Origin of the sequence: Streptomyces sp. NBC_00386 (genome assembly GCF_036063235.1) — a bacterium.
In the GTDB taxonomy this organism is placed as follows: domain Bacteria; phylum Actinomycetota; class Actinomycetes; order Streptomycetales; family Streptomycetaceae; genus Streptomyces.
In genome coordinates this window covers 8,987,121-9,009,674 of the sequence record NZ_CP107950.1, presented here as the reverse complement: position 1 = coordinate 9,009,674, position 22,554 = coordinate 8,987,121, and the positions used below count along the sequence as shown (strand labels likewise).

Annotated in this window: 22 protein-coding genes; 7 read left to right on the top strand and 15 right to left on the bottom strand. The window is 72.2% G+C overall.

The window, feature by feature from the left end; translation table 11 throughout:
• Positions 1 to 38: 38 nt before the first annotated feature.
• Positions 39 to 602: a 3'-5' exonuclease gene (locus tag OG780_RS39400; RefSeq protein ID WP_328456435.1), complete on the bottom strand. Its 564-nt coding sequence runs from the start codon at positions 600 to 602 to the stop codon at positions 39 to 41.
• Positions 603 to 720: 118 nt separating this feature from the next.
• The gene (locus OG780_RS39395) at positions 721 to 1,176 is read right to left on the bottom strand and encodes a MarR family winged helix-turn-helix transcriptional regulator (RefSeq protein WP_328456433.1); all 456 of its coding nucleotides are present in this window, start codon (positions 1,174 to 1,176) and stop codon (positions 721 to 723) included.
• Between the two features lie 182 nt (positions 1,177 to 1,358).
• On the opposite strand from OG780_RS39395, the gene OG780_RS39390 reads away from it, so the two are divergent.
• Positions 1,359 to 2,813, top strand: coding sequence for an MFS transporter (locus OG780_RS39390; RefSeq protein ID WP_328456431.1), 1,455 nt, complete (start codon positions 1,359 to 1,361; stop codon positions 2,811 to 2,813).
• Between the two features lie 56 nt (positions 2,814 to 2,869).
• On the opposite strand, the gene OG780_RS39385 is transcribed toward OG780_RS39390, so the two are convergent.
• A complete protein-coding gene (locus OG780_RS39385) occupies positions 2,870 to 3,499 on the bottom strand; it encodes a GNAT family N-acetyltransferase (protein WP_328456429.1) in 630 nt (209 codons plus the stop codon).
• Between the two features lie 18 nt (positions 3,500 to 3,517).
• Between OG780_RS39385 and OG780_RS39380 the strand changes: the two genes are divergently transcribed.
• Positions 3,518 to 3,655 (top strand): hypothetical protein, encoded by a 138-nt coding sequence (locus OG780_RS39380; protein WP_328456427.1) that lies wholly within the window; start codon positions 3,518 to 3,520, stop codon positions 3,653 to 3,655.
• Positions 3,652 to 5,925: an FUSC family protein gene (locus OG780_RS39375; protein WP_443062268.1), complete on the top strand. Its 2,274-nt coding sequence runs from the start codon at positions 3,652 to 3,654 to the stop codon at positions 5,923 to 5,925. Before OG780_RS39380 ends, OG780_RS39375 begins: the two co-directional genes overlap by 4 nt.
• A 116-nt stretch (positions 5,926 to 6,041) precedes the next feature.
• On the opposite strand, the gene OG780_RS39370 is transcribed toward OG780_RS39375, so the two are convergent.
• From OG780_RS39370 to OG780_RS39355, 4 genes are all read right to left on the bottom strand, one after another.
• Positions 6,042 to 6,482 carry an Lrp/AsnC family transcriptional regulator gene (locus OG780_RS39370; RefSeq protein WP_328456425.1) on the bottom strand — a complete coding sequence of 147 codons (441 nt, stop codon included), beginning with the start codon at positions 6,480 to 6,482 and terminating at the stop codon, positions 6,042 to 6,044.
• Between the two features lie 44 nt (positions 6,483 to 6,526).
• Entirely contained in the window at positions 6,527 to 7,876 is a 1,350-nt protein-coding gene (locus OG780_RS39365; protein WP_328456423.1) for a transaminase, read from the bottom strand.
• 335 nt (positions 7,877 to 8,211) lie between these two features.
• Positions 8,212 to 9,291, bottom strand: a complete 1,080-nt coding sequence (locus OG780_RS39360) for a dipeptidase (RefSeq protein WP_328456421.1) — start codon at positions 9,289 to 9,291, stop codon at positions 8,212 to 8,214.
• Positions 9,288 to 10,715: an amidohydrolase family protein gene (locus tag OG780_RS39355; protein ID WP_328456419.1), complete on the bottom strand. Its 1,428-nt coding sequence runs from the start codon at positions 10,713 to 10,715 to the stop codon at positions 9,288 to 9,290. Before OG780_RS39355 ends, OG780_RS39360 begins: the two co-directional genes overlap by 4 nt.
• Before the next feature lie 163 nt (positions 10,716 to 10,878).
• Between OG780_RS39355 and OG780_RS39350 the strand changes: the two genes are divergently transcribed.
• The 4 genes from OG780_RS39350 to OG780_RS39335 all read left to right on the top strand — a co-directional run bounded on the left by OG780_RS39350 (position 10,879) and on the right by OG780_RS39335 (position 15,228).
• On the top strand, positions 10,879 to 11,802 hold the full coding sequence (locus OG780_RS39350; protein ID WP_328456417.1) for an IclR family transcriptional regulator: 924 nt from the start codon (positions 10,879 to 10,881) through the stop codon (positions 11,800 to 11,802).
• Positions 11,799 to 12,749 (top strand): ornithine cyclodeaminase family protein, encoded by a 951-nt coding sequence (locus OG780_RS39345; protein ID WP_328456415.1) that lies wholly within the window; start codon positions 11,799 to 11,801, stop codon positions 12,747 to 12,749. The genes OG780_RS39350 and OG780_RS39345 overlap by 4 nt, the downstream gene beginning before the upstream one ends.
• A gap of 216 nt (positions 12,750 to 12,965) precedes the next feature.
• The gene (locus OG780_RS39340) at positions 12,966 to 13,853 is read left to right on the top strand and encodes an oxygenase MpaB family protein (RefSeq protein ID WP_328456413.1); all 888 of its coding nucleotides are present in this window, start codon (positions 12,966 to 12,968) and stop codon (positions 13,851 to 13,853) included.
• Positions 13,854 to 14,103: 250 nt separating this feature from the next.
• A complete protein-coding gene (locus OG780_RS39335) occupies positions 14,104 to 15,228 on the top strand; it encodes a MerR family transcriptional regulator (protein WP_328456412.1) in 1,125 nt (374 codons plus the stop codon).
• A gap of 81 nt (positions 15,229 to 15,309) precedes the next feature.
• Here OG780_RS39335 and OG780_RS39330 read toward each other — a convergent pair whose 3' ends face one another.
• The 8 genes from OG780_RS39330 to OG780_RS39295 form a co-directional block, all read right to left on the bottom strand.
• Positions 15,310 to 16,518, bottom strand: coding sequence for a cysteine desulfurase-like protein (locus tag OG780_RS39330; RefSeq protein WP_328456410.1), 1,209 nt, complete (start codon positions 16,516 to 16,518; stop codon positions 15,310 to 15,312).
• A gap of 252 nt (positions 16,519 to 16,770) precedes the next feature.
• Complete coding sequence (locus OG780_RS39325; protein ID WP_326789817.1) at positions 16,771 to 17,049, bottom strand: GlsB/YeaQ/YmgE family stress response membrane protein; 279 nt, start codon at positions 17,047 to 17,049, stop codon at positions 16,771 to 16,773.
• Positions 17,050 to 17,130: 81 nt separating this feature from the next.
• Complete coding sequence (locus tag OG780_RS39320) at positions 17,131 to 18,054, bottom strand: YihY/virulence factor BrkB family protein (RefSeq protein WP_443062267.1); 924 nt, start codon at positions 18,052 to 18,054, stop codon at positions 17,131 to 17,133.
• Between the two features lie 197 nt (positions 18,055 to 18,251).
• Positions 18,252 to 18,617 (bottom strand): PRC-barrel domain-containing protein, encoded by a 366-nt coding sequence (locus tag OG780_RS39315; RefSeq protein WP_328456408.1) that lies wholly within the window; start codon positions 18,615 to 18,617, stop codon positions 18,252 to 18,254.
• Between the two features lie 158 nt (positions 18,618 to 18,775).
• Positions 18,776 to 19,159 carry an STAS domain-containing protein gene (locus OG780_RS39310; RefSeq protein WP_328456406.1) on the bottom strand — a complete coding sequence of 128 codons (384 nt, stop codon included), beginning with the start codon at positions 19,157 to 19,159 and terminating at the stop codon, positions 18,776 to 18,778.
• A complete protein-coding gene (locus OG780_RS39305) occupies positions 19,156 to 20,265 on the bottom strand; it encodes a cobalamin B12-binding domain-containing protein (protein ID WP_328456404.1) in 1,110 nt (369 codons plus the stop codon). Before OG780_RS39305 ends, OG780_RS39310 begins: the two co-directional genes overlap by 4 nt.
• A complete protein-coding gene (locus tag OG780_RS39300; protein ID WP_328456402.1) occupies positions 20,262 to 21,851 on the bottom strand; it encodes a PP2C family protein-serine/threonine phosphatase in 1,590 nt (529 codons plus the stop codon). Before OG780_RS39300 ends, OG780_RS39305 begins: the two co-directional genes overlap by 4 nt.
• A gap of 291 nt (positions 21,852 to 22,142) precedes the next feature.
• Positions 22,143 to 22,319 carry a hypothetical protein gene (locus OG780_RS39295; RefSeq protein ID WP_192582574.1) on the bottom strand — a complete coding sequence of 59 codons (177 nt, stop codon included), beginning with the start codon at positions 22,317 to 22,319 and terminating at the stop codon, positions 22,143 to 22,145.
• Positions 22,320 to 22,554: the final 235 nt, after the last annotated feature.

Below are 22,554 nucleotides of genomic sequence, written 5' to 3'. Positions count from 1 at the left end.
GGCGCCGGATCCGTCGGGCCGGCCGGGTGCCGAGGGCGTCACGCACCCGGCCAGGCCCCGCGCCCCGCCAGGTCGAGAACGAGAGCGGCGATGTTCCACGCATCGTCCTCGCCCCGGTGATGCCGCCCCTCCAGGGGCAGTTCGGCCAGGCGGAGGGCCTGCGCCATCCCCGGCCGCTTCCGCAGCCCGTGAGCTGCGGTGAAGACCGCCTTGGCGTTGGCGTGCCGGTGGCCGAAGGGGTACGGAGTCTCCGTGGCCGCGCACTGACGCGTGAACTGATGACGGTCGTAGTCGCCCCAACTCGCCCACGGCCGCTCCCCCGTACGATGCCGCGCGGCCAACTCGCGGCAGGCCTCGGCGAATTCGACCCCCTGCTCGACCTCGTCCGACGTCAGCCCGGTGAGCTGGGTGCAGAAGGCGCTGACCGTCGACCGCGCGGGCCTCACCAGGAGCCGGTGCTTCTCCAGCCGGACACCCTCGTCCAGGTCGACGACCGTCAGGCCGATCTCGATGATCTCGCTCACCGCTCCGGGCGGAGGCGCGTCCTCCCAGCAGGTCGCTTCGACATCGACGACGTTCAGCAGTCTCCCGGAACTCTTCATGCGGGCGAGCCTAGAAGGCGGCACGCCACCGCGTCGCCGGGTTTTCCGCCCCGCCCCGCCCGTCAGCAGGAGACCTCGCCGCCAGGAGATCGAGAAGCGGCGGCAGTCGGATCTCAGCTCACGGGCGCGGCCAGGGACGTCCGCCGATGCGCTCGATGCCCGTGTTGAAGCGCCGCAAGTAGGAGGCGAACGCGGCGATGTCGTCCTCCGGCCAGTCGGCCATGACCCGGTCCAGCGCGTCGATGAGCCCCTGCCGCTCCTGGTCCAGGAGCCGCGCCCCTTCGTCGGTGATGCTGAACTTGCGGGCCATGCCCCCGTCGGGGTCGGGGATCCGCTCTACGAGCCCGGCACGCATCGCCGCCGCGGTCTGCCGGTTGAGGGTCGAGGCGTCGAGCCCGAAGGCGTCGCTCAACTCACCGATCGACATCGGCCCCTGGATCCGGATACGGCTGAGCAGGATGTACGCGCTGCGCTCCAGGACACCGTCCTTGGTGCGGCCGCCTCTGTGGTTCATCCATCCGTGGCGGCTGAGCAGCATCTGCTCGTACTCGACCTCGTGTGTGGGCCTGACCATCCGCCTGCCGCCTCCCGGTGTCACCTGAGCCGCGCGTCCCGCGCACATCGGTGCGGCCCGGCTTCATGGTCCCATACCCCCATGCACGGCCCACATCACATGCATGAGCCACATCACATGCGCGATACATAAGACATGTACGATGCACATCCCTTGCCACAGACAGACCCGAGGAGTCCCTGATGGACGCCCCCCAGCCTTCCGCCCGAGCGGGCGGCGTGGTCGCCACGCTCGCCCTCGCCGGCACCGTGGCGGCGATCATGCAGACGCTGGTCACCCCGCTGATCGCCGAGCTGCCCCAGATCCTGCACACCACGCCCGCGAACTCCGCCTGGGTCATCACCGTCACCCTGCTGGTCGCGGCCGTCTGCGTCCCGGTCTCCGGCCGGCTGGGCGACCTGGTCGGCAAGCGGCGGATGCTGCTCGCCTGCTCCATCCCGCTCATGGTGGGCTCGGTCGTGTGCGCGCTCTCCTCGTCCGTCGTCCCGATGATCGTCGGACGCGGCCTCCAGGGCATGGGCATGGGCATCGTGCCGCTCGGCATCGCCCTGCTGCGCGACGTGGTGCCGGCGGAGAAGCTGAGCTCCTCCATCGCGCTGGTCAGCGCCTCCATGGGTATCGGCGGCGGCCTCGGCCTGCCCATCGCCGCCGCGGTCGCCCAGTACACGAACTGGCGCGTCCTCTTCTGGGGCTCCGCCGTGCTGGCCCTGGCGATCGGAACGCTGATCTGGTTCCTCATCCCGGACGTGCCGGCCAGCGCCAAGGGTCAGCGCTTCGACGTCCTCGGCGCGCTCGGACTCGGCGCCGGCCTGGTCTGCCTGCTCCTCGGCGTCTCCAAGGGCGCCGACTGGGGCTGGGGTTCCGCGACGACGCTCGGGCTGTTCGTCGCCGCCGTCGTGGTCCTGATCGCCTGGGGCGCCTGGGAGATGCGCACCAAGGACCCGCTGGTCGACCTGCGCACCACCGCCCGCCCCCGGGTCCTGCTCACCAACGTCGCCTCGGTCTTCGTCGGCTTCAGCATGTACGCGAGCATGCTGATCATCCCGCAGCTGCTCCAGTTCCCCGAGGCCACCGGCTACGGCCTGGGCCAGTCGATGCTCGCGGCGGGCCTGTGGATGGCACCCGGCGGCATCATGATGATGATCGTCTCCCCGCTCGGCGGGAAGCTGACGGACGCCCGCGGCCCGAAGTTCACGCTGGTCTGCGGTGTCCTCGTCGTCGCCCTCGGTTACGGGCTGTCGCTGGTTCTCATGAGCTCGGCCTGGGGTCTCATGCTGACCCTCATGGTCACCAGCAGCGGTATCGGACTCGCCTACGGCTCGATGCCGGCCCTGATCATGGGCTCGGTCCCGCTCTCCGAGACCGCCGCGGCCAACGGCTTCAACACACTGATGCGCTCACTGGGCACCTCGGTCGGCTCGGCCGTCGTCGGCGTCATCCTCGCCCAGATGACGACCAGCGCGGGCGGCTACACCTTCACCTCCGAGGACGGTTTCCGCACCGGACTCGTCGTCGGTGGATGTGTCGCCCTGGTGGCCGCGGCCATCGCCGCCCTGATTCCGGCCGTCCGCGCCACCGCCGGAGACGACAAGACCGGCCTCACGGCCACGCCGGAAGCGGCCACGGCCACCCGCTGAGGTTCACGCACCACCCGCACCGGTTCCGGCGGCCCCGTCCGCCGGAACCGGTGCGTTCACGTTTCCGCCACCGCCGTCGGCCTTCCCAGGTAGGTGAGGGGCCCTGGGTCGTCGACGGGAATCTCGTGGAAGCCGAGACGGTCGTAGAACGCCCTGGCCGGTTTGTTCGCGGTGACCATGCCCAGGTGGACCGCCCGCACCCCGCGGTCGTGCAGTGCGGCGAGGAAGGTGTTCATCAGCGCTCTGCCGTGGCCGCGCCGCTGGAAGTCCGGCAGCAGGTCGATGTGCAGGTGCGCCGGATAGGCGGCGAGTTCGGGCAGGATCATGCGCTCGGGGGTGTGCAGCAGCCCGACCATCACCTCGCCGGGTGTGCGCGGCGGCGTCGTGGGCTCGGGATAGCGGTGCGCGACCCGAGGGATCCATGTGTCGCGGAACCGGGCGGCGAAGTCCGCCGTGTCTCCGGTGCCGACCACATAGCCGACCGCCCGGCCGCTCCCGTCGTCGAGGACGAAGGCCAGGCCGGGCTCCAGATGGCAGTAGGGCGCCGCGAAGAGCGTCGGCATCAGCTCCTCGTCGGGATACAGGGCACGCGAATCCCCGCCGAGGTCCGCGGTGCTCACGCACACCTCCGCGACGGCGGCGCGGTCGGCGGGCCGGTAGGGGCGAATGGTCGGCACTGGGTTCATGGGTGCATCCTCCCTCGTATGGGAGCGCTCCCACAAGAGGTCGCTCGCACCCTCCGCGAGGCGGGACGCCTGGGCACCATCCGGCGCAGAACGCCGCGAGGTGCCATGCTGAAGTACCGGATCATGACCTGGGAGCAGGGAACGACGGCAGCGTGAGGACAGTGACTCGGCCGAACCGAGTGGCGATCTGGAACCGGTTCGTGGCATCCGACCCGGGCCTGCTGCGGCTCATGGCCGGACTGCGGACCGTCGGTGCGATCGCCCTCACTCTCGCCGTCCTCGGCCTGATGGGCTCCGGTCCCAGCCGCATGGTGACCGGAGCCATGACCGCCATGGTCGCCACGTTCTCCATCAAGGAGAAACACCGCGGCGAACAGGCCGTCACGCTGGCGCTCGGCCTGCCCGTGGCGGTGATGGCGATGTCGCTCGGTGCGCTGCTGCGCAATCATTCGGTCGCGAGCGACGCGTGCTTCGTCGCCCTGATCTTCGCCGCGGTCTACTGCCGCCGGTACGGAGACCGCGGTACGGCGCTCGGACTGATCGCCTTCCAGATCTACTTCCTGTCCCTGTTCGGCGGAGCGACCTACGCCTCCCTTCCCGAACTCTGGGCGACACTGGCCATCGGCTTCGCCTGCAGCGCCCTGGTGCGCTTCGCCGTGATCGCCGAGTCGACCGAGCGGGTCCTGGGACGGCTGCGCAAGGCGTTCCGGGCTCGCGTGGCCCAGTTGGTGTCCGTCCAGATCGACCTTCTCGACGCCGGTCAGGACGAGGTCGAGAAGGCCCTGGACGACGTACGGCTGCACACCGCGCGACTGCACGAGAGCGCGATGATGATCCAGGACCGCCTGGACGAGGGAACCGCCAACGGCGCGACCGCCTCGCTGCTTCAACGACGGGTCGCCGAAGCAGAGATCGCCGCGGAACGGCTCGGCGTCCTCATCCTCACCGCGCGCAGCGCCGAACAGGCCGACACGCTCGCCCTGCACCTGCCGCACGCGCCGCTGCCCGCGCCGGGAGACCGGCTCCGGAAGCAGGACGACACCATCGCGACGCTGCACCGCGACCTCGAAGCACTGCAAGTACTCGTCGTGGGCCCGGTCTCGGGTGAGCGCGGCGCCGGGGTGGCCCAGCTCCGCAACCGGCTGCTCGGCTACCGGGACGAGGAGAACCTGCCGCACGCCCCGGCGGCCGTGCAGGACGTCTTCCGCGGCATCGGCGAGGCGACGCGGGCCGCCCTCGGACTGCGGCTGGCGCTCGACGGCCCCCAGGACGAATCCGACGACTCCCCCGAGACGAAACGTTCCCGCGAGGAACTGGACGCCGAGGACGCCTCCATCGCCGCCGAGGAGGGCGAAGACGACGAGCCGCACCCCACGGGACTGGACCGGCCGACGACCCGGGCGGCGGTACAGGTCTCGGTCGGGTCGACCCTGGCCATCGTCGGCGGGGAACTGCTCTCCCCGCAACGGTGGTACTGGGCGGTGCTGACGTGCTGGGTCGTCTTCCTGAATACCTCCTCGACCGGGGAGATCCTGGTGAAGGGCTATCGCCGACTGCTGGGGACGATCCTCGGTGTGGTCGCGGGTGTCCTTCTGGCAGGCCTGGTGGGTGGCCACACCTGGACCGCGTTCACCCTGGTCCTGCTGTTCATCTTCGCCATGTACTTCACCGCCCCTGTGTCGTACGTCCTGATGTCCTTCTTCGTGACGGCGATGCTGGGGCTGCTGTACACGGTGCTCAACACCTACAGTCCAGCGGTGCTCGTCCTGCGCATCGAGGAGACTGCGCTCGGCGCGATCTGCGGGATGGTCGCGGCCATCGTGGTCCTTCCGGTGCAGACCGACCGCCGTACGGACGAACTCCTCGCCGCCGTGCTCGTCCGGCTCGGGGACGTCAGCGGCGCGGCGGTGGAGCAGCTCAGCGGCGGTATCGCCCTCGATCTGCTGGGCAAGGCCCGCGAGCTGGACATGGCCCTGGACAAACTGCGGGCCTCCACCAAACCGCTGACCCACCCCATCACGCCGTGGCGGGCCCGTCGTCAGACCGCCCGCTACATCGTCGCCCTGCTGGAGACGTGCGCCTATCACGCGCGGTCCCTCGCCGCGACGGCCGAACTCCTCCCGTACAGCAGGTCGGTCGCCGCGGATCCCCGGCTCAAACTGGCGGGCCGCCGGATCAGCCACAACATCGACGTCCTCGTCGCCCGGGTGGCGGCGGACGCCGGGGACGGTGTCGCGGAGACCGGGGCGAGCCTCGCCGCCATGCTGGAGTTGGACACGCCGGACTCGCCCCGGCACGACCGCGTCACGGGTCGCGTCCTGCGCCATCTGCAGCGTCTCGACGAAGGCGTGATCGGTCTGGCCCGCCCGCTGGGGGTGCGGATCTCGACGCCCGGCAAGAAGGCGGCCCGGAGCGGGGCGCGGTAGCCGCGGTGAGGAGTCGCGCGGTTGGCCGGGGCGGGGGCATGGCACGGTGGCCGGGGCGGAGGCTGTCGCACGTGGCCGCGGCGGAGGCACGGTTCGGTGGCCGGGGCGGGGTGTGCTCAGCCCACGTTCCACAGGAACCGGTGCGTGTGGATCCCGAAGTAGGGGAACGACTGCACCTGCCGGACGCCTTCGATCTGCCGTACGACGTCGTTGACGAAGTCCAGCAGATCCCGCGGTCCGGGACACACGACCTCGGCGAACAGGTCGAAGCCGCCCGACGTCAGGACCGCGTAGACGACCTCGGCCCGTTCGGCCAGCGCGTCGGCGACCGCTCGGGGGTCGCCGTCGACGGCGATGCCGAGCAGGGCCATCGCCTGTCCGCCCATGCCCATCGGGTCGGTGACGCCGACGACCTGGACCGCCTGCGAGTCGAGCAGGCGTTGCAGGCGCTGGCGGGCCGCCGACGCGGACAGCCCGACCTTGGGGCCGAGTTCGGCATAGGCGATACGGCCGTCGATCTGCAGTTCGCGCAGGATGGCCCGGTCGATCTCGTCCACGCTGTTCCTCTCCGGCTGACCCGGTCCAAGGTTAACGGGGCCGTTCAGCCGACCAGTTCGGCCAGGGCGGCGGCGAAGACCTCGGTGTGCCGGTCCACGTCCTCCTCGGTGGTCGCCGGGCACATGAGCGCCATGTTGTGGAACGGGGTCAGCAGGATGCCCCGGTTGGCGAGGTACAGGTGGAGGAAGTCCTCCAGCTCGGTGTCCGCCGCCGCGGCCGATTCCGTTCCGGTGCGCGGCGCGGGATCGGCGAACCGGTATTCCGTACGGGCTCCGAGCCGGCTCACCGACCACGGCAGGCCCCAGGTGTCGATCCCCGCCCGCACACCCGCCTCGAAGCGTTCGGAGAGCTTGGCCATCGTGTCGAACGCGGCGTCGGTGAGGACGTGTTCCAGGGTCGCGCGCGTCGCCGCGGTGGAGAGGGCGTTCCCGGCGAGGGTGCCGCCGACACCGCCCATGTCGACCAGGTCCAGATCGGCGCGGCCGAGCAGCTTGTCGGCGAGTTCGGCCGAGAGCCCGTACGCGCCGGCCGGAATTCCTCCGCCGATCGCCTTGCCGATCGTGAGCATGTCCGGCTCCAGGCCCCATGCGGCGGTGCAGCCACCGGGGCCGGCGGAGAAGGTGTGCGTCTCGTCGTTGATGAGGAGGCTTCCGTAGCGGCGCGTCAGGGCACGGACGCCCTCCAGGTAGCCCGGCTCGGGCAGCACGATGCCGATGTTGGTGAGCGCGGGCTCCATGAGGACGGCGGCGACGTCGCCGTGCGCGAGCTCGCGCTCCAGCTGCTCCAGATCGTTGAACTCCGCGACGCGGCTGGTGAGGGTGACGTCGCAGGGAGCGCCGACGTTTCCGGGGCGGGCTGTGCCGTGTCCGTCCGGGCCGACGACGATCAGCGACTCGTCGACGCTGCCGTGGTAGCTGTAGCTGTTCACCAGGATCTTCGGACGGCCGGTGACCGCCCGTGCCAGGCGGATGGACCAGCGGTTGGCGTCGGTCGCGGTGAGCGAGAAGCTCCAGCGCGCGAGACCGAAGCGGCGCGTCAGTTCGGCGCCCACCCATTCCGCGTCCTCGGTGGGCAACATCGCGGTCGCGCCGCCGCTCTCGGCGAACCGCGTCCGCACCGCCTCGGCGACCACCTCGGGTGAGTGACCGGCCATCGCGCCCGTGTCGCCGAGACAGAAGTCGATGTACTCGTGCCCGTCGATGTCGGTGACGCGGGCGCCGCGGGCGCTGTCCAGATAGCGCGGGAAGGCCCCGGCGGTCTTGTTCATCCAGGTCATCGGCACTCTGCCGAACAGGTGCTCGGCGCGCTCGTACGCGGCTCTGGACCGCGGGTTGCGACGCTCCGCCTCGGCGCTCTCCCGAGCCAGGAGCTGGTGCAGGCGTGTGCGGTCCATCAAGGGCTCCTCTGTCGGTGAACCCGGTCGGCGAGCTCGGTCGACGACACGTTCGGCGAGCGGATTCGGCCAGCGTACGAACGTATGCGGTGCCGAAGCAAGCCCAAACACTCGATTCAGTTGCACAAACAACCGATTCAACCGCCACCGCTCGTCATGAGACTCGATCCGGCGGCCGCGAGGGCGGGCGTGCCGGCCGGGGCCCGCTCGTACGGGTGAGGGTGACGGGACTCCGGCATTCGGATGACAGGACGGCCGGATGACCGGGAACGGGGGCCGCGGGCGGATCCGGTCCGACCGCCCGCCACCCCACTCCGCCCGGTTTCCGGAGCCGGCTACCGGGCGGCCTCCGGGGCCCACACCCGGTCCGCGTAGTCCAGGAAGTTCCTGCCGAGGATCTTCTCGATGCGCTCCGAGGTGTAGCCGCGCTGTTCCAGAAGACGGACGAGCTCCCGGAACTGGTCCACTCCGCGCAGGTCGAGCACGAAGGGAAGCGTGTCGTCGCGCTCCCCCGCCGCCCCGACACCCGCCTGGCGCCGCAGGGCCACATGCTCGGCGAGATGCGAGCGGTACGCGTCGAGGTCGTCGATGGACGTCACGGTCCCGTCGGTGCCTATGCCTACGTGGTCCTCGCCGCACACGTTGACCGCGTGGACGATGTGTTCCACGACGTCGGCGGCCGTCGCGTGACCCGACACGTTCAGGAAGGGCATGAAGTAGATGCCCACGAAGCCGCCGCGCGAGGCCACCAGGCGCAGTTCCTCGTCCGTCTTGTTGCGGGGGAGATCGGCGAGCGCGCGGCAGCCGGTGTGGTTGATCGACACGGGGAGCCGCGCCGCCTTGGCTGCCTCCAGACAGGTGCGCTCGCCGCTGTGGGAGAGGTCGACCATCAGGTGGTGCTCGTCGAGGGCCTCCACGACGCTGCGGCCGAAGTCGGTCAGGCCCCGGTTCTCCGGCGCCATGGACCCGTCACCGATGTGATTGGCCTGGTTGTACGTGAGCTGGACGACCCGGACGCCGAGATCGGCGAACGTGGCGACACGCCCGACGTCGTCGCCGACCGCGACGGCGTTCTGGAAGCCGTAGATGACGCCGATCCGGCGCTCCTCCCTGGCCCGGCGGATGTCCGTGACCGTACGGACCTTGAGAAGGTCGGCCGCGTTGTCCCGGATGATCCCGTCCCATACCGCGATCTCGTGCAGCGTGTGCTCGTAGGGCGGCAGATCGCCCATCGTGTAGCCGAGGGTGATGTTGACGGCGGTGAGGCCGGAGGCGTGGGCGTCGGCCAGTGTGCGGGCGTCGACGGTCATCTGCTCGCTGGAGGGGTTGAGCTGCGCGGCGGCCTCGGCCGACTGCGGGGCGTTCGGATTGTCGAGCTGCCCGAGCGCGTTGATGATCATGGGAAGGTCGGTCATCGGGTCTCCTCGACAGAGTGGGTCGACTCGGCGGGGCGGTTCACGTCGACGGGGTGGGTCGCGGCGGGCTCATCGGACCCGGAGCCTTGAGCGCCTTCGGGCCGCCCGGCGCCGGGGGCGGCGCCGTCGAAGTCCAGGCGCTCGAAGCGTCGGCCGCGCTTGACGGTCAGCGTGACGCTGCGCAGGTGCGCGATGTCCCGCAGCGGATCGTCCTCCAGGACGACGAAGTTGGCGAGCTTGCCCGCTTCGACGGTGCCCATGACGTCCTCGGCGCCGGCGCTCCGGGCACCGATCAGCGTGGCCGAGCGCAGCACCTGCGCGGGCGACATCCCGCAGCGGTCGACGAGGAACGCCAGCTCGTCGTACAGGGCGGGGAAGGGGTCCTCGGCGTCGGTCTCGTAGTCCGTGCCCGTCGCGATCTCCACACCGGCCCGGTGGGCCTGGGCGGTGAGCACGGCGGCGAGCTCGGTGTTGGCCGCCGCCCGCGCCGCGTCCTCGGGACCCTCGCCCGCGAGGGCCTCGCTCGCCCACATGCCCGCGGTCGCGTCGAGGACCGTGCCCCGCTGCCTCATCAGGGCGAACAGTTCCTCGACACGGAGGTCGTCACCGGCGGCGAACCGCTCGTGGTCGACCTTCGGCTTGGTCTTGTAGCTGGTCAGCGGCTCGTCCGTGCCCTCGAACGCGAGCAGGGTGACGTGCGAGACGCTGTCGGCGCCGGCCGCGACGATCTCGCCGGGCGAGGCCGGGAAGACGGTGGCGTGGGCCCAGACGGGGATGCCCTGGCGGTGCGCCTCCTCGGTGATCGCGGCGACGGTGGCGTGGTCGAGATCCGCGTACACCTTGATCGCGGAGGCATGGGTCCCGCGCGCCAGGGCGACGGCGATCGGCAGGTCGGTGTCCTTCGTGATCGCCTGCATCCACGGAACGGCACCGGGTGTCTCGCCCTGGGACACCTGGTGGGTGCGCGGGTCGTCGAAGAAGCCGGGTCCCGCCATCAGGGCGGCATAGCGGATGTCCGGGCCGGGGATCTCGCCGACGAGCGTCGCCCTCGCGAGGTCGCCCACCTGGCGCAGGTCGTCGGCCATGTCGCGGATGGCCGTGACGCCGCTGTGGACGAGCCGGCGCAGCACCGCCTCGGCGACGGGCCGGTCCGGCGGCGTCGCGATGTGCTGGTGGGCGTCGATCAGACCGGGGATGACGAAACGTCCGTCGAGGTCGAAGACCTGGGCGTCGGCGGGCAGGGTCCCGGCGATCACGGCGTCGTCGCCGACGGCACGGATGACCTGGCCGTCGATCACGATCGACGTCGAGCCGCGGGCCGGAGCGCCGGTTCCGTCGAACAGTGTCGCGCCGCGGTACACCGCGACGGCGCCCTTCACCGCGGGCGCGTGCGGGGCCGGTGCGCCCGAAGTCTCGTCCGTCATCTTCACCTCAGTAGTCGCTGTGCCCGGACCCGGCAGCCGCCGCCGTCCGGACCGATGGGCCGCTTGATGGATCTTGTTACGCTCTACGTAACAGACGTATCGTCTCTCGCAACATGCGCTACCGTACGCTCGCATCTCACGTCGTCACAAGGAGGGGCCGGAATTGCCCGCAGCACCCCGCACCGCGGTGGACAAGGCCCTGGACCTGGTCGAGGCCGTGGCCCGTGCGTCCCAGCCCCCGCGTCTCGTCGACCTCGCCGAGGAGGTCGGGCTGCATCGCGCGACCGCCTACCGCGTGCTCGTCGACCTGGTCCGGCGCGGCTGGGTACTGCGCGCCGGCGACCGCTATCTGCCGGGCACGGCAGTCCTGCAACTGTCGTCCTCGGCGGCCCGGAACTCGCTCGGCGCCCTCGCGCGGCCGGTTCTCGCGGCGCTGTCCGAGCGCACCGGAATGATGGTCAACCTTCAGGTGCCCGAGGTCGACCGGTCCCGCGTGATCGACGTCGTACGGCCCGACCGTCTGGCGATGATCAGCAGTCTGACCGGCCAGGCCCTGCCCGTTCACCGGTTCGCCGGCCCGCTCGCCCTGGTCGCCGCCCTCTCCCCGGCCGACCGGGTCCCCTATCTGCGCGCCGCGGAGGAGTCCGGGTATCCGCTGGAGGGACCCGACGGGCTGCTGGCCGACATCGAGGACGCCGAACGCACCGGATTCGCCGTCGAGTACGGGCGCAACGAGCAGCCGGTCGCCTCGCTCGCCCGCGCCGTGGTCACGCGTCCGGGCGCCCCCGTCTGCGCCCTCACCCTGGTCGGACTGGGCCCCGACTTCGGCGAGGCCCGGCTTCCCGGTCTGCGGGAGCGACTGCGCGAGGCGACGGAGGAACTGGCGCGGATCCTCGCCGGCCCCGGAACCTCCGAAGTCACCGAAGTCACCGAAGTCCCCCAGGCCACCGGGGCCACCGGGGCCACCGGGGCCACCGGCCAAGCGTCGCCCCTGCCCTCGTCCCCGTCCCTGACCACGTCCGCCCCCCTCCCCCTCTCCCCCTCCCCCGACGCCTCCCCGTCCCCGTCCACCGAAGGCCCGGCATGAGCGAGATCCTCTTCCTCGACGGGGCGCAGACGCGCGCCGCACTCGATCCGCGGCGCGTCCTGGACGCCGTGGCCACGGCCCTCGTCGCCATCGGCCGCGACGAGGTCTCCGTACCGCCGCGGATCGCCGCGCACACCCCGCACGGCCTGCTCGGCGCGATGCCCGGCCATGTGCCCGGTCTCGGGCTCGCGGCCAAGCTGGTCTCGGTGTTCGCCGACCCGGCACGGCCGGGTCGCAGCAGCCACCGGGGGATCGTCGCGCTCTTCGACGAGACCGACGGCCGTCCGCTGGCCCTGATGGACGCGGAGCCCCTCACCGAGATCCGTACCGCGGCGACGGCCACACTGAGCGCCCGCGCGCTGGCCCGCCCGGACGCCGAGCGGGTCGCCGTCATCGGGACGGGCGCGCAGGCACGCGCCCAGATCGCACTGCTCGCGGCCGTGGATCCCGAGACCCCCGTCTCCGTCGCGGGCCGCGATCCCGGGCGCGCCGGGAGCGCCGCCGCGCTCCACCCCGCCGGCAGCGTGGCGGAGGACATCGAGGGCGCGGTACGCGGGGCCGGCACGGTGTTCTGCTGCACCGGCGCCGTCCTCCCGGTGATCCGTCGCGCATGGCTCGCCCCCGGCACCCACGTCAGCTCGGTGGGCGGCTCCCACGGGCCCGAGCTGGACGCCGAGACGGTCCGGGACGCCACCCTCTTCGCCGAATGGCACGGCGCCGCCACGACCCGACCCCCCTCCGGCGCCCACGAGTTGCAGGACCTCCCGTCCGACCGGCGCGTGACGCTCCTCGGCTCGGTCCTCGGCGGCGAACACCCCGGGCGGCGCGACGAGGACGAACTCACGCTGTTCAAGTCGACCGGCCACGCCGCTCTGGACGTCGCGGCCGCCCATGTCGCCGACACCGTCGCCCGCGCCGGGGCATGGGGCACCCGTATCACCCTGTGAGGCGGCGACCCGTGAGCGTCGGTCCCGCTCGCCGGCGCCGGCATCATTCGGTGACCGATGGGGCCCGTGGACTTTCCTCCCCCGGTTCGGCCATGCTGAAGGGTGCTTCCGCCGGTCCGCGGGCGACCCCGGATGCCACGGCCGCGGTCCCGGACAGGCCGGTCCGGAACAGGCCGCGGGCGCGACGGAGCACGACGCGGAGGAGGCCGGTGCCCTATGAGAGTGACCGGAGCAAACGGCGGCGGAGTGCGGGAAAGGCTGGGCAGTGCCCTGTTCACCCGCGTCGCAGGCCCGGACGGACCGAAGAACCGCGCCCGTATCCACGGCACGCCCGGACCCCGCTGGTTCGGCCCGGACCGCCCCATCCGCACCGTGCACGGGGACGCGTCGATGTTCATCGGCGGCCTCTCCGCGCTGCTGCTCCAGTCGCTGCACCCACTCGCCATGGCCGCCGTCTCCGCGCACTCGGGCTTCCGCGGGGACCCGTGGGGAAGACTCCAGCGCACCAGCACCTTCCTCGCGGTGACGACATACGGCACGGCCGAGAGCGCCCAGGACGCCTGCGACCGGGTACGGGCGGTCCATGAGCGGGTGCGCGGTGTGACCTCGGAGGGAACGCCGTATCACGCGGCGGATCCCCACCTCCTCGGCTGGGTCCACGTCGCGGAGATCGACAGCTTCCTGCGCGCGCATCAGCGGTACGGCTCGCGGCCGCTCTCCGCGGCCGACTGCGACGCCTACGTGGCGGACACGGCCCGCGTCGCCTCCGCGCTGGGCGTCCTGGACCCGCCCACGAACCGTGCCGAGCTCGCGGACCGGCTGAACGCGTACCGCGGCGAGGTGCGCGCGACGGCACAGGCCCGCGACGCCGCGCGTTTTCTCCTGCTGGACCCGCCGGTGCCGCTCGTGGCCCGCCTGCCGTACGGGGTGCTCGCCGCGAACGCGGTGTCCCTGCTGCCCGCTTGGGCCGCCGCCGAACTCCGGCTGCCCCGGCTGCCGTTGGTGGACAGTGTGTGCGTACGTCCGCTCGGCAGCGCCTTCACCTCGGCGGTCCGCTGGGCCATGGCACCGCAGCGCGCGCGAACTGTCCACGCGGTCACGTGAGCGGTGGACGCGAGACCCGCCCGCCCCTCCCGGCCGGCCGGCCCGGCGCACGACGGGCCGGTTCGCCGCATCCGGGGGGCCGCCCCGGGCCGAAGCAGGGGTGAGCCCGGCGGACCGGCCGGGTCCCGGACGGCTCGGGAATCGAGGCGAGGCCCGTCATGATCCGCTGCCGCCGTGCACCGGGCCCCTCCACCCGTGGGTGGGGCACCTCCGCCGGAGCGCCGTCCACCGTCCTCCCGGGAGCCGCTCCGTGGAACTGAGCGCCGACGACGAGCCGGAGACCACGGGGGTGGGAGTGACGACGGGTTTCCTGGCGCGCAGGCTCGGGGTGTCGCCCACGACGCTGCGCTCCTGGGACCGGCGGTACGGTCTGGGGCCCGCGGTGCGGGCGGACGGTCGCCACCGCCGGTGGTCGCCCGACGACGTGGCCATGGTCCAGGAGATGTGCCGGCTGACCGCCACCGGCCTGCCCCCCGCCGAAGCCGCCCGCGCGGCCAAGGAGTCGGCTCGCGGCCGCGTCGCCGCGTCACCGGCCCTCGCCGCCCGGGCGCGGACCACCGCCCGTACGCGGACCGGTGCCCGGATACCGGAGGGGTCGTCGACGGCTCCGGCCCCGATGGCACCGGGATCGTCGGCGGGCACCGGCGCTCCGGGCCCGGGGACAACGGGATCGCCGACGGGCACCGGGCTGCCGTCGACGGACGTGGCCCAGGAGGGCCGGGGTCTCGCGCGTGCCGCCGTCCGGCTGGACGCCCGCGCCGTCCAGGAGCGGCTTGCGACGGCGGTCCGTACGCACGGCCTGGCCAGGGCCTGGGAGGACGTGATGGTGCCCGCCCTGCGGGTGGTGGGCCGCAAATGGGAGTCGTCGGGAGACCGTTACGTCGAGGTCGAGCACCTTCTGACCTGGCACGTCTCCGCCACCCTGCGACACGCCTACGTGTCCGCGGCGGGGCACGAACCGCCCGCCGCGGTGTCGCCCGTCCTGCTGGCCTGCACTCCGGGCGAACAGCACACCCTGCCCCTGGAGGCCCTCAACGCGGCGCTCGCGGAACGGCGCGTACCCGCCGTGACCCTCGGCGGAGCCGTCCCGCCCGAGGCACTCATGGCGGCGGTGCAACGCGTCGGTCCCCCGGCGGTCGTCCTGTGGTCCCAGTCGTGGTCGACGGCGAACCTGCCGCTCGCCCGGCACCTCGCCGCCACACGCTGGGGAGTACGGGGAGCACGAACCCGGAGCCGCATCCTGTTGAGCGGGCCGGGCTGGGACACACAGCCCGGCCCCGGACTCCTGCGTCCGCGTCAACTCGCCGAGGCGCTCCGCCTGCTCACCGCCCCGGACGACCGGGCAACGGGTCCGACGACACCGATGCGCTCCTGACCGGCCGGCCTCGCGCTCGTCCACGGCCCGGCCCGGCTCACTCCGGCACCGGGCCCGCGACGCGGGAGACCGACCCCGCGCCTACGACCGCAGGAAAGCCGCCAGGCCCTCCAGCAGCCGGTCGACGTCGTCCTTGTCGTTGTACGGCGAGAGCCCGACCCGCAGGCCCCCGGTGTCCCCGAGTCCGAGGTGCCGGGACGCCTCCAGCGCGTAGAACGATCCGGCGGGTGCGTGCACACCGCGGTCCGCCAGGTACACGGAGGCGTGCGCCGCCTCCCGGCCGTCGAACGTCAGCAGCAGGGTGGGCGTACGACGGGCCGCGCGGGAGCGGACCGTGACACCGGACAGTTCGGCGAGGCCCGCCTCCAACCGTTCGCGCAGCGCTTCCTCGTGTCGCTCGATCGCCGCGAAGGCCGTACGCAGACGGTCTCGGCGCCCACCCGTCGTGTCGCCCGAGAGACCGGCGAGGACGTCGATCGCGGCGGTGGTGCCGGCGAGCAACTCGTAAGGCAGCGTCCCGAGTTCGAACCGCTCGGGAACCGCGTCGGTGGACGGCAGCAGTTTGTCGGGGCGCAATTGTTCCAGCAGCCGCGGGGACGCGGTGAGGACACCGTGGTGCGGGCCGAGGAACTTGTAGGGCGAGCACACGAAGAAGTCGGCGCCGAGCCGCGCGAGATCCACGAAGGCGTGCGCCGCGTAATGCACCCCGTCCACGTGAAGCAGCGCCCGTGGGTGCCGGTGGACCAGGCGGGCGATCCCGGCGACGTCGGGCACGGTCCCCGTCAGGTTCGAGGCGGCGGTGACCGCGACCAGCCGGGTGCGCTCGGTCAGCAGGGCGCCCACCGCGGAGGACGGGAGTTCACCGGTCTCCGGGTCGAAGTCCGCCCAGCGCACATGGGCGCCGGCCCGTTCGGCAGCCTGGACCCAGGGCCGGATGTTCGCGTCGTGGTCGAGACGGCTGACGACGACCTCGTCACCGGGAGCCCAGTCCTTCGCGAGCGCCCGGGCGACGTCGTACGTGAGCTGGGTGGCGCTGCGGCCGAAGACGACTCCGGACGGATCACCGCCCACCAGGTCGGCCACCGCCTGCCGGAACCCCTGGACGAGGTTCTCCGCGTTCACCTCTCCCGGCGTCAGGCGCCCCCGGATCGACAGCGGGCCGGTGAGCGCGTCCGCGATCGCACCGGCCACGCGGGCCGGGGTCTGTGTGCCCCCCGGCCCGTCGAAGTGCGCGACACCGGACACCAGGGCGGGGATCTCGGCGCGCAGCGCGCCGACGTCGTACGTCACTCGGGCTCCTCACTGGCTGCGGCGCGGCCCGCACCGGGCGGCCCGGAACGGGTCCGGACGTCGAAAGCCCGTGACGGGGCGGGCCCGCGCGTTCTCCGGTGATCATGGCAGGAGGCCCGCCGCGGTGGGAAGGCGGCGCGGCGCCCCGGGCGTGCCCCGGGGGGGTGACGTACGGCCTGGGGCCGGCAACCGGGAACTCCGGTGCCGGCCCCAGGCCGTGAGTCATGACGCGTCGAACGGGCCGGGGCCCCTTCACGCGTGGCGGTGCGACCGGCTGTTGCCCGTCAGCACGCGGTACAGAACAAGGAGGATCAGCGATCCCGCGATGGCGGCGATCCAGGTCGACAGGTCGAAGAACCCGTCGATCGAGTCGACGCCGAAGACGACCTTGCCCAGCCAGCCGCCCAGCAGGCCGCCCGCCACCCCGATCAGCATGGTGATGATGATCCCGCCCGGGTCCTTGCCCGGCAGGAGCAGCTTGGCGATGGCACCGGCAAGCAACCCGATCAGAATCCAAGCGATGATGCCCACAGTTCCTCCATCGTCCGTCCGTACAAGATGTGGCTTCCTCAGTCCGTGTGCGCCGTCCTGGCCGGAACAAACCTGTGAACCTCAGACTGGCGCCCGGTTCCTCGCCGCCGCGGCCTTGTCGAGTTCGGCCGTGAACTGCGCGCCGGCCAGCAGCGCGAGGTTGGACAGCCACAGCCACACGAGGAAGACGACAAGGCCCGCGAGGGACCCGTAGAGCCGGCTGTAGGCGCCGAGGACGGAGGCGTAGAAGGCGAATCCGGCCGAGACGGCCAGCCAGAGGACGGCGGCCAGGACGCCGCCGGGCAGGCTGTGCCGGCGACGGCGGGCGGGCGGCGGCCCGGTGTGGAACACGACGAGGACCAGCAGGGCCACCAGGCACGTCAACAGGGGCCAGCGGAGCAGGTTCCACGCCACGGCCACCGGACCGTCGACCCCGACGACACGGCCGGCGGCCTCGGCCACGGGGCCGGTCAGCAACAGCAGGAGCGCGCTGACGACGAGCAGTCCGAGAAGCGCCAGCGCGGTCAGCACCAGCCGGTGCGCGGTGCGCCAGGCCGAACGGTGGTCCGCCGTGTCGTGCATGCGGTGCAGAGCCCTGCGGAACACCGCCAGGTAGCTCGACGCCGACCACAGCGCGCTGGCCGCACCGGTGACCAGCAGCGTCCAGGCGGCGGACCGCTGCCGCAGCATCTCCCCCAGCGCCTGGTGCAGTTCGGCCCCCGACTGCGCGGGCGCGTACGCCGTGACGTGCGCGATGAACTGTTCGGCGGTATCCGGACTGATCAGGCCGAAGGCGACGACCATGACCAGCAGGGCCGGGAGCACCGAGAGGATCGCGTAGTACGTCAGCGCGGCCGCCCAGTCGGACACGTCGTCGTTCCACATCGAGACCGGGGTGCGGCGCAGCGCCGGCCACCAGAAGGCGGGCAGCCGCGGCCCGTACCGGCGGAGCCGTGCCGGGCCGACCGCCTCGATGACACTGTTGGGCCCCGGCTCAGCGGACATGCCCGGTCCCCGGGAACCGCGTGACGCCTCGTCTGTTCATCCCTCACCTCTCCGCGCCGGTCCGGCCGGCGTTCCGGACCCCGTGTCCGGCGGAGTCGGTCGAGGCTCTCCTTCCACGCGCGGGTCCCTCTACGCCTGCTCACCTCGTCCGTGGCGGCCGGCCGCGCGCGCACCGCCGTACGTCACCGCGCGAGGGCTCATGCGGGTTGCCTCGGCGGGAGGCTTCGGTAGTAGGTCCCGACGCTGGACAGGTACGCGGGGTCCAGGGTCTCGCGGTCGGTCTTGAACACCGGCGCCGATTTGATCTCCTCGCGCGTGCACGCGACGGTGATCTTCTGGGACTCCGTGTCGATGCCGGCGACGACACCCACGGGCACCAGCACACTCTTGCCGAACACCCAGACGCCGGTGTCGACGACGATGTGCCGCATCCCCGATTCGTCGGCCTGCCGGTCGACATGCCCTATCGTCCCGTCGGTCGCCTCGACGCTGTAGCCGGACAGTTCGTTGGCTTCGGGCTGGTTGAACTCCGGTGCGTACGACCAGATTTCGTCGATCGTCATGTCTTCCTCCGTCAGCTCGCGGGTTCGCCGATACGCCCCCGCGCCGTCTCACAGGGCTGCCAATACCCCGCTATGCGGCGGGCATTCGATGAATCGGGCGTGCTGATACGCGGGCTCGGTGCCGTTCGCCCGAGTGCGTGACCGGGGCGTGCGCCGTGTCAGCCGGTCCCGGGACTCCGCGCCCCGGCGCTCTCGTCGCGGGGTGCGGTGAGGTGCTCCAGCGTTCCCGTGATCTCCAGCAGCCGGTCCAGGCCGCGGGGCCGCTGATCGAGACACAGGCGCACACCGGCGGCGTCCGTACGGCGACGGATCATCAGCAGGGCGGAAAGGCCCATGGAGTCGATGGTGCCGAGTTCGGTGAAGTCGACGCGCAGTTCGAGGAACTGCCCCTCGGAGTCCCGGGGGGCGAAGAGATTCTGGTCGACGGCCCTCATCAGTTCGTCGCACGTCTCGTAGTCGAGATCTCCGGCGACCCGGATCACGAGTGCGGCCGGCTGGACGTCGACGGTCAGCGTGAAGGCAGGGGAATGTGAAGTGGTCATGCGGGCTTTCCGGGGCCGGGGATCGTGGGCAGCGGCGTTCGGTCTCCGAGCGCCTCGCGCGCGCGGGCCAGCGTGCGGCAGGCGCGCGGGAAGTCCTTGAGTTGCCGGGCCAGCAGGTCCAGCGCGGGGTCCAGGCTCCGCGCGGGGACACGGCGGGCGGTCAGGATGTCCGCGGTCCAGAGGACGAATCTCGTGAACAGCTCGTCGTCGGCGACGTACAGGGACGTGGCCAGGTACTCGACGATGTGCGCGAGGTCCTCCGCGGTGTGCCGCCGCTGCCGTTCGGTGTAACCGCGCAGCGGCTCGAACCGCTCCTCCAGGTCCGCCAGTGTCTGCTTGACGAGCTGGTGCGTCGTCCCGGCGACGATCGTGTATTCCTGGTCGGCCAGGTGCGGCAGACGGTCCACGGTCCGGTGGACGGCCGGGGGGCCTGGACGGTCGAGGCCCCGTTCGAGGACCGCCGCCGCGCCCCTGGCGTCGGGGGCCCATCCGTCGGCCCCCAGGACACGGGCGTAGCGGCCGTCGGGGCCGAAGGCGGCGCCGCCCGCGATGACGGGCACGCCCGCCGCCTGACACGCCGTGATGGCCATGTGCGCGGTGGGCAGATGGGTGGGGATCGAGGAGGAGAGCGCCACCGCCCGCGGTCCCGTCTGGTGCAGATGCGCGATGAGATGCGGGGTGGGTACGTGCGCACCGAGGAAGTCCACCCGCCATCCGCGCAGCCGCAGCACCTCCGCGAGAAGCCTGGCCGGCAGGGCGTGCCACTCACCGTCGACGCAGGCCACCGTGACACGCGGTCCGGTCGGCGCCTCTCTCCGCCGGTCCGGGTGGTGGGCGAGGACCGCGATGACCCGCTCGTGGATGGCGGTGGCGGTGTGTTCCTGGGCGACGGTGAGCCGGTTCGCCGCCCACTCCGTGCCGACTCTCGTCTGCACCGGGGCGATCAGGTCGAGCAGAACGGTCTCGGGGTCGGCCGACGACTCCAGTGCGTCCAGGACGACGTCCGCGGCACGGCGCTCGTCGCCCTGGTGGACCGCCGACCACAGGAGGTCACGGGCGGGGCCGAGTGATACGGCGTCGGCGTGCTGTGGGAGGGGTGGGGTCATCCTGTGTACCTGCCCCGGGTGTGGCCGTTCACCGCACTCAGATGCGCGTGGTGGGGTGCGGTGACCGCGACCGTGGCCATGTCGTCGTGGCCGCCGCGGCCGACCCATTGCGCGGCGAGCATCTGGATGTGCTCCACCACGGCCTCGGCGGGCATGCCGGCGCACTGCGCGAGCGCCGTCTCCAGCCGCCGGGCGCCGAAGAACTCGTCCCCCAGCGGCCCTCCCCTGGCCTCGGTTATGCCGTCCGTGAAGAAGAGACAGGTCTCGCCGGGCGCGAGTTCGATCCGGGCCGTGGTGGAACTGACGTCCCAGAACGCGCCGATGAGGGTCCCGCGTGTGCCGGCCTGTTCGACCGCGCCGTCGGCCCGCACGATCAGCGGAGCGGGATGTCCCGCGCTGGTGACCCGCAGATGCACGATGCCCGCGCGGCGCACCACGGAGGCCATGGCCAGGGTGGCGAAGCGGGTGTGATGGGAGTTCATCAGCGCGCCGTTGAGCAGTCCCAGCAGCCGCTGGTGGTCGTCGGCGAGCGGCAGGAGCGCCTGCACCGTGTTGCGGATCTTGCCGGTCAGCACGGCGGCCTCGAGTCCCTTGCCGCAGACGTCCCCGAGGACGACGAGCGATTCCTGTCCCTCGTCCGCGGCGGGGTGGACGTCGTAGAAGTCGCCGCCGACGCGTTCGGCCCGGCCCGCGGGGCGGTACCGTCCGGCGAACTCGACCCCGTGCACCGCGTGCAGCCGGGGCGGCAGCAGCTCGCGCATCAACGTCGCCGTGATGGCGGCCTGTTCGGCGTACATGCGGGCCGCGGACATGGCGGCTCCGGCGCGTGAGGCGAAGAGCCGGGCGAAGATCTCCTCGCTCTCCGTGAAGGCGGCCTGGTGGCTCGACCGGAGCAGGATCAGAGCGCCCGCGGGCACCCCGTGGCCGGGCAGCGGGGTCACGACGGCCGAGCCGACCGGTTCGGTGAACCCCTCCGGCACGGCCCATCCGGGGACCGTGGCCGGGTCGATCCAGCGGGACGGTACGGGCGGGAATCCGCGCAGGGCCTCACTGAGCCCCGGCAGCTCCTGTACGTCGTTCTGCACCGTCCGGTGCACCACGGAGCCGTCGGGCCCGCAGAACGTGAGCTGGACCTTGCGCCCGCGCGGAGGGGCGACGATCACGGCGGCGTCGGCGAGGTGTTCGGCGGCCAGCTCTGCCGTCACCTCCATGCACCGTTCGACGTTCAGTGACGACAGCAGGGCGCTGGACGCGCCGGCCAGGAAGGCGGCGCGTTCCCGTTCGGTCCTGAGGGCGTCCTCCGCCAGCCGCCGGTCGGTGTCGTCGACCAGCCACCACATGACGTCGCCGTCGTCCGTGGGGGTGGGATGCGCCTCGAAGGTCCGGTCGCCGACCGGGCCGTGCACGGACGCGCCGGGACCGGGGTTCCGTGGCCCGGGCACGAGGCCCCGCAGCCGGGTGTGGGCGTCGGCCATCCACGCGGGGACCACGTCCTCCAGCCACGCCCCGGCGATCGCGTCGGGGAAGAGCGTGGCCGCCGCGGCGTTCGTGTCGACCACGCCGCCGGACGGGTCGGCGACCACCACGGGACAGGGGGCGAAACCCCACCTGGCGGCCGGACCGGCGCCACGCGGGCCGGCGGGAGGTTGCTGGGAAGTGTCCACGAGCAAGGGCCCGCTCGGCGAGCCCACCACCTTTCCGGACGACAGATTGTTTCCGTCCGACAACCATCTCGTGACGGACCGTGCCACGGCAAGTCACCCGGGCGAAGTCACACGAAAAGGACCGTTCCGGCCGGCGGGCGCCGTCGCGTCATCCGCGTCATCCGCGTCATCCGCGTCAACAGCGCACACCGCCGGGGAGACGGTCCCCGCCCGTCAGCGGCGACGGCTGCGCGTCGTCCAGCCCCCGCCGACGCCCGAGAGGTGAAGGGCGAGCAGGGCGAGCCCGATGAGCATGACATTGGTGGACGTGAACACGTGATTGGTCGAAACGTCACCGGCGTTGATCAGGAACGCGATGAACAGCAGTACGGCGGCAGCTATGCCGAGCATGAGGACTCCTTGTGAAGGTCCGGCAGTCGAGCGATGGAGTCCGGATGCCCCGAGAAGGCCGCCCGACACTACGTCGTGTGACGGATCCGTCGAATCCACTCCCGTCAAGGCCCGCACGACAACCCGGCAGAGGCGGCCACGCACGCGAGAGGGCGGGCACGCGGGGGCGGCGGCAGGGGGCGGAAGGTCGCGGGGGCACGCTCTTGAGGAGCGGGCGGCAGGGGACCGGCGCACA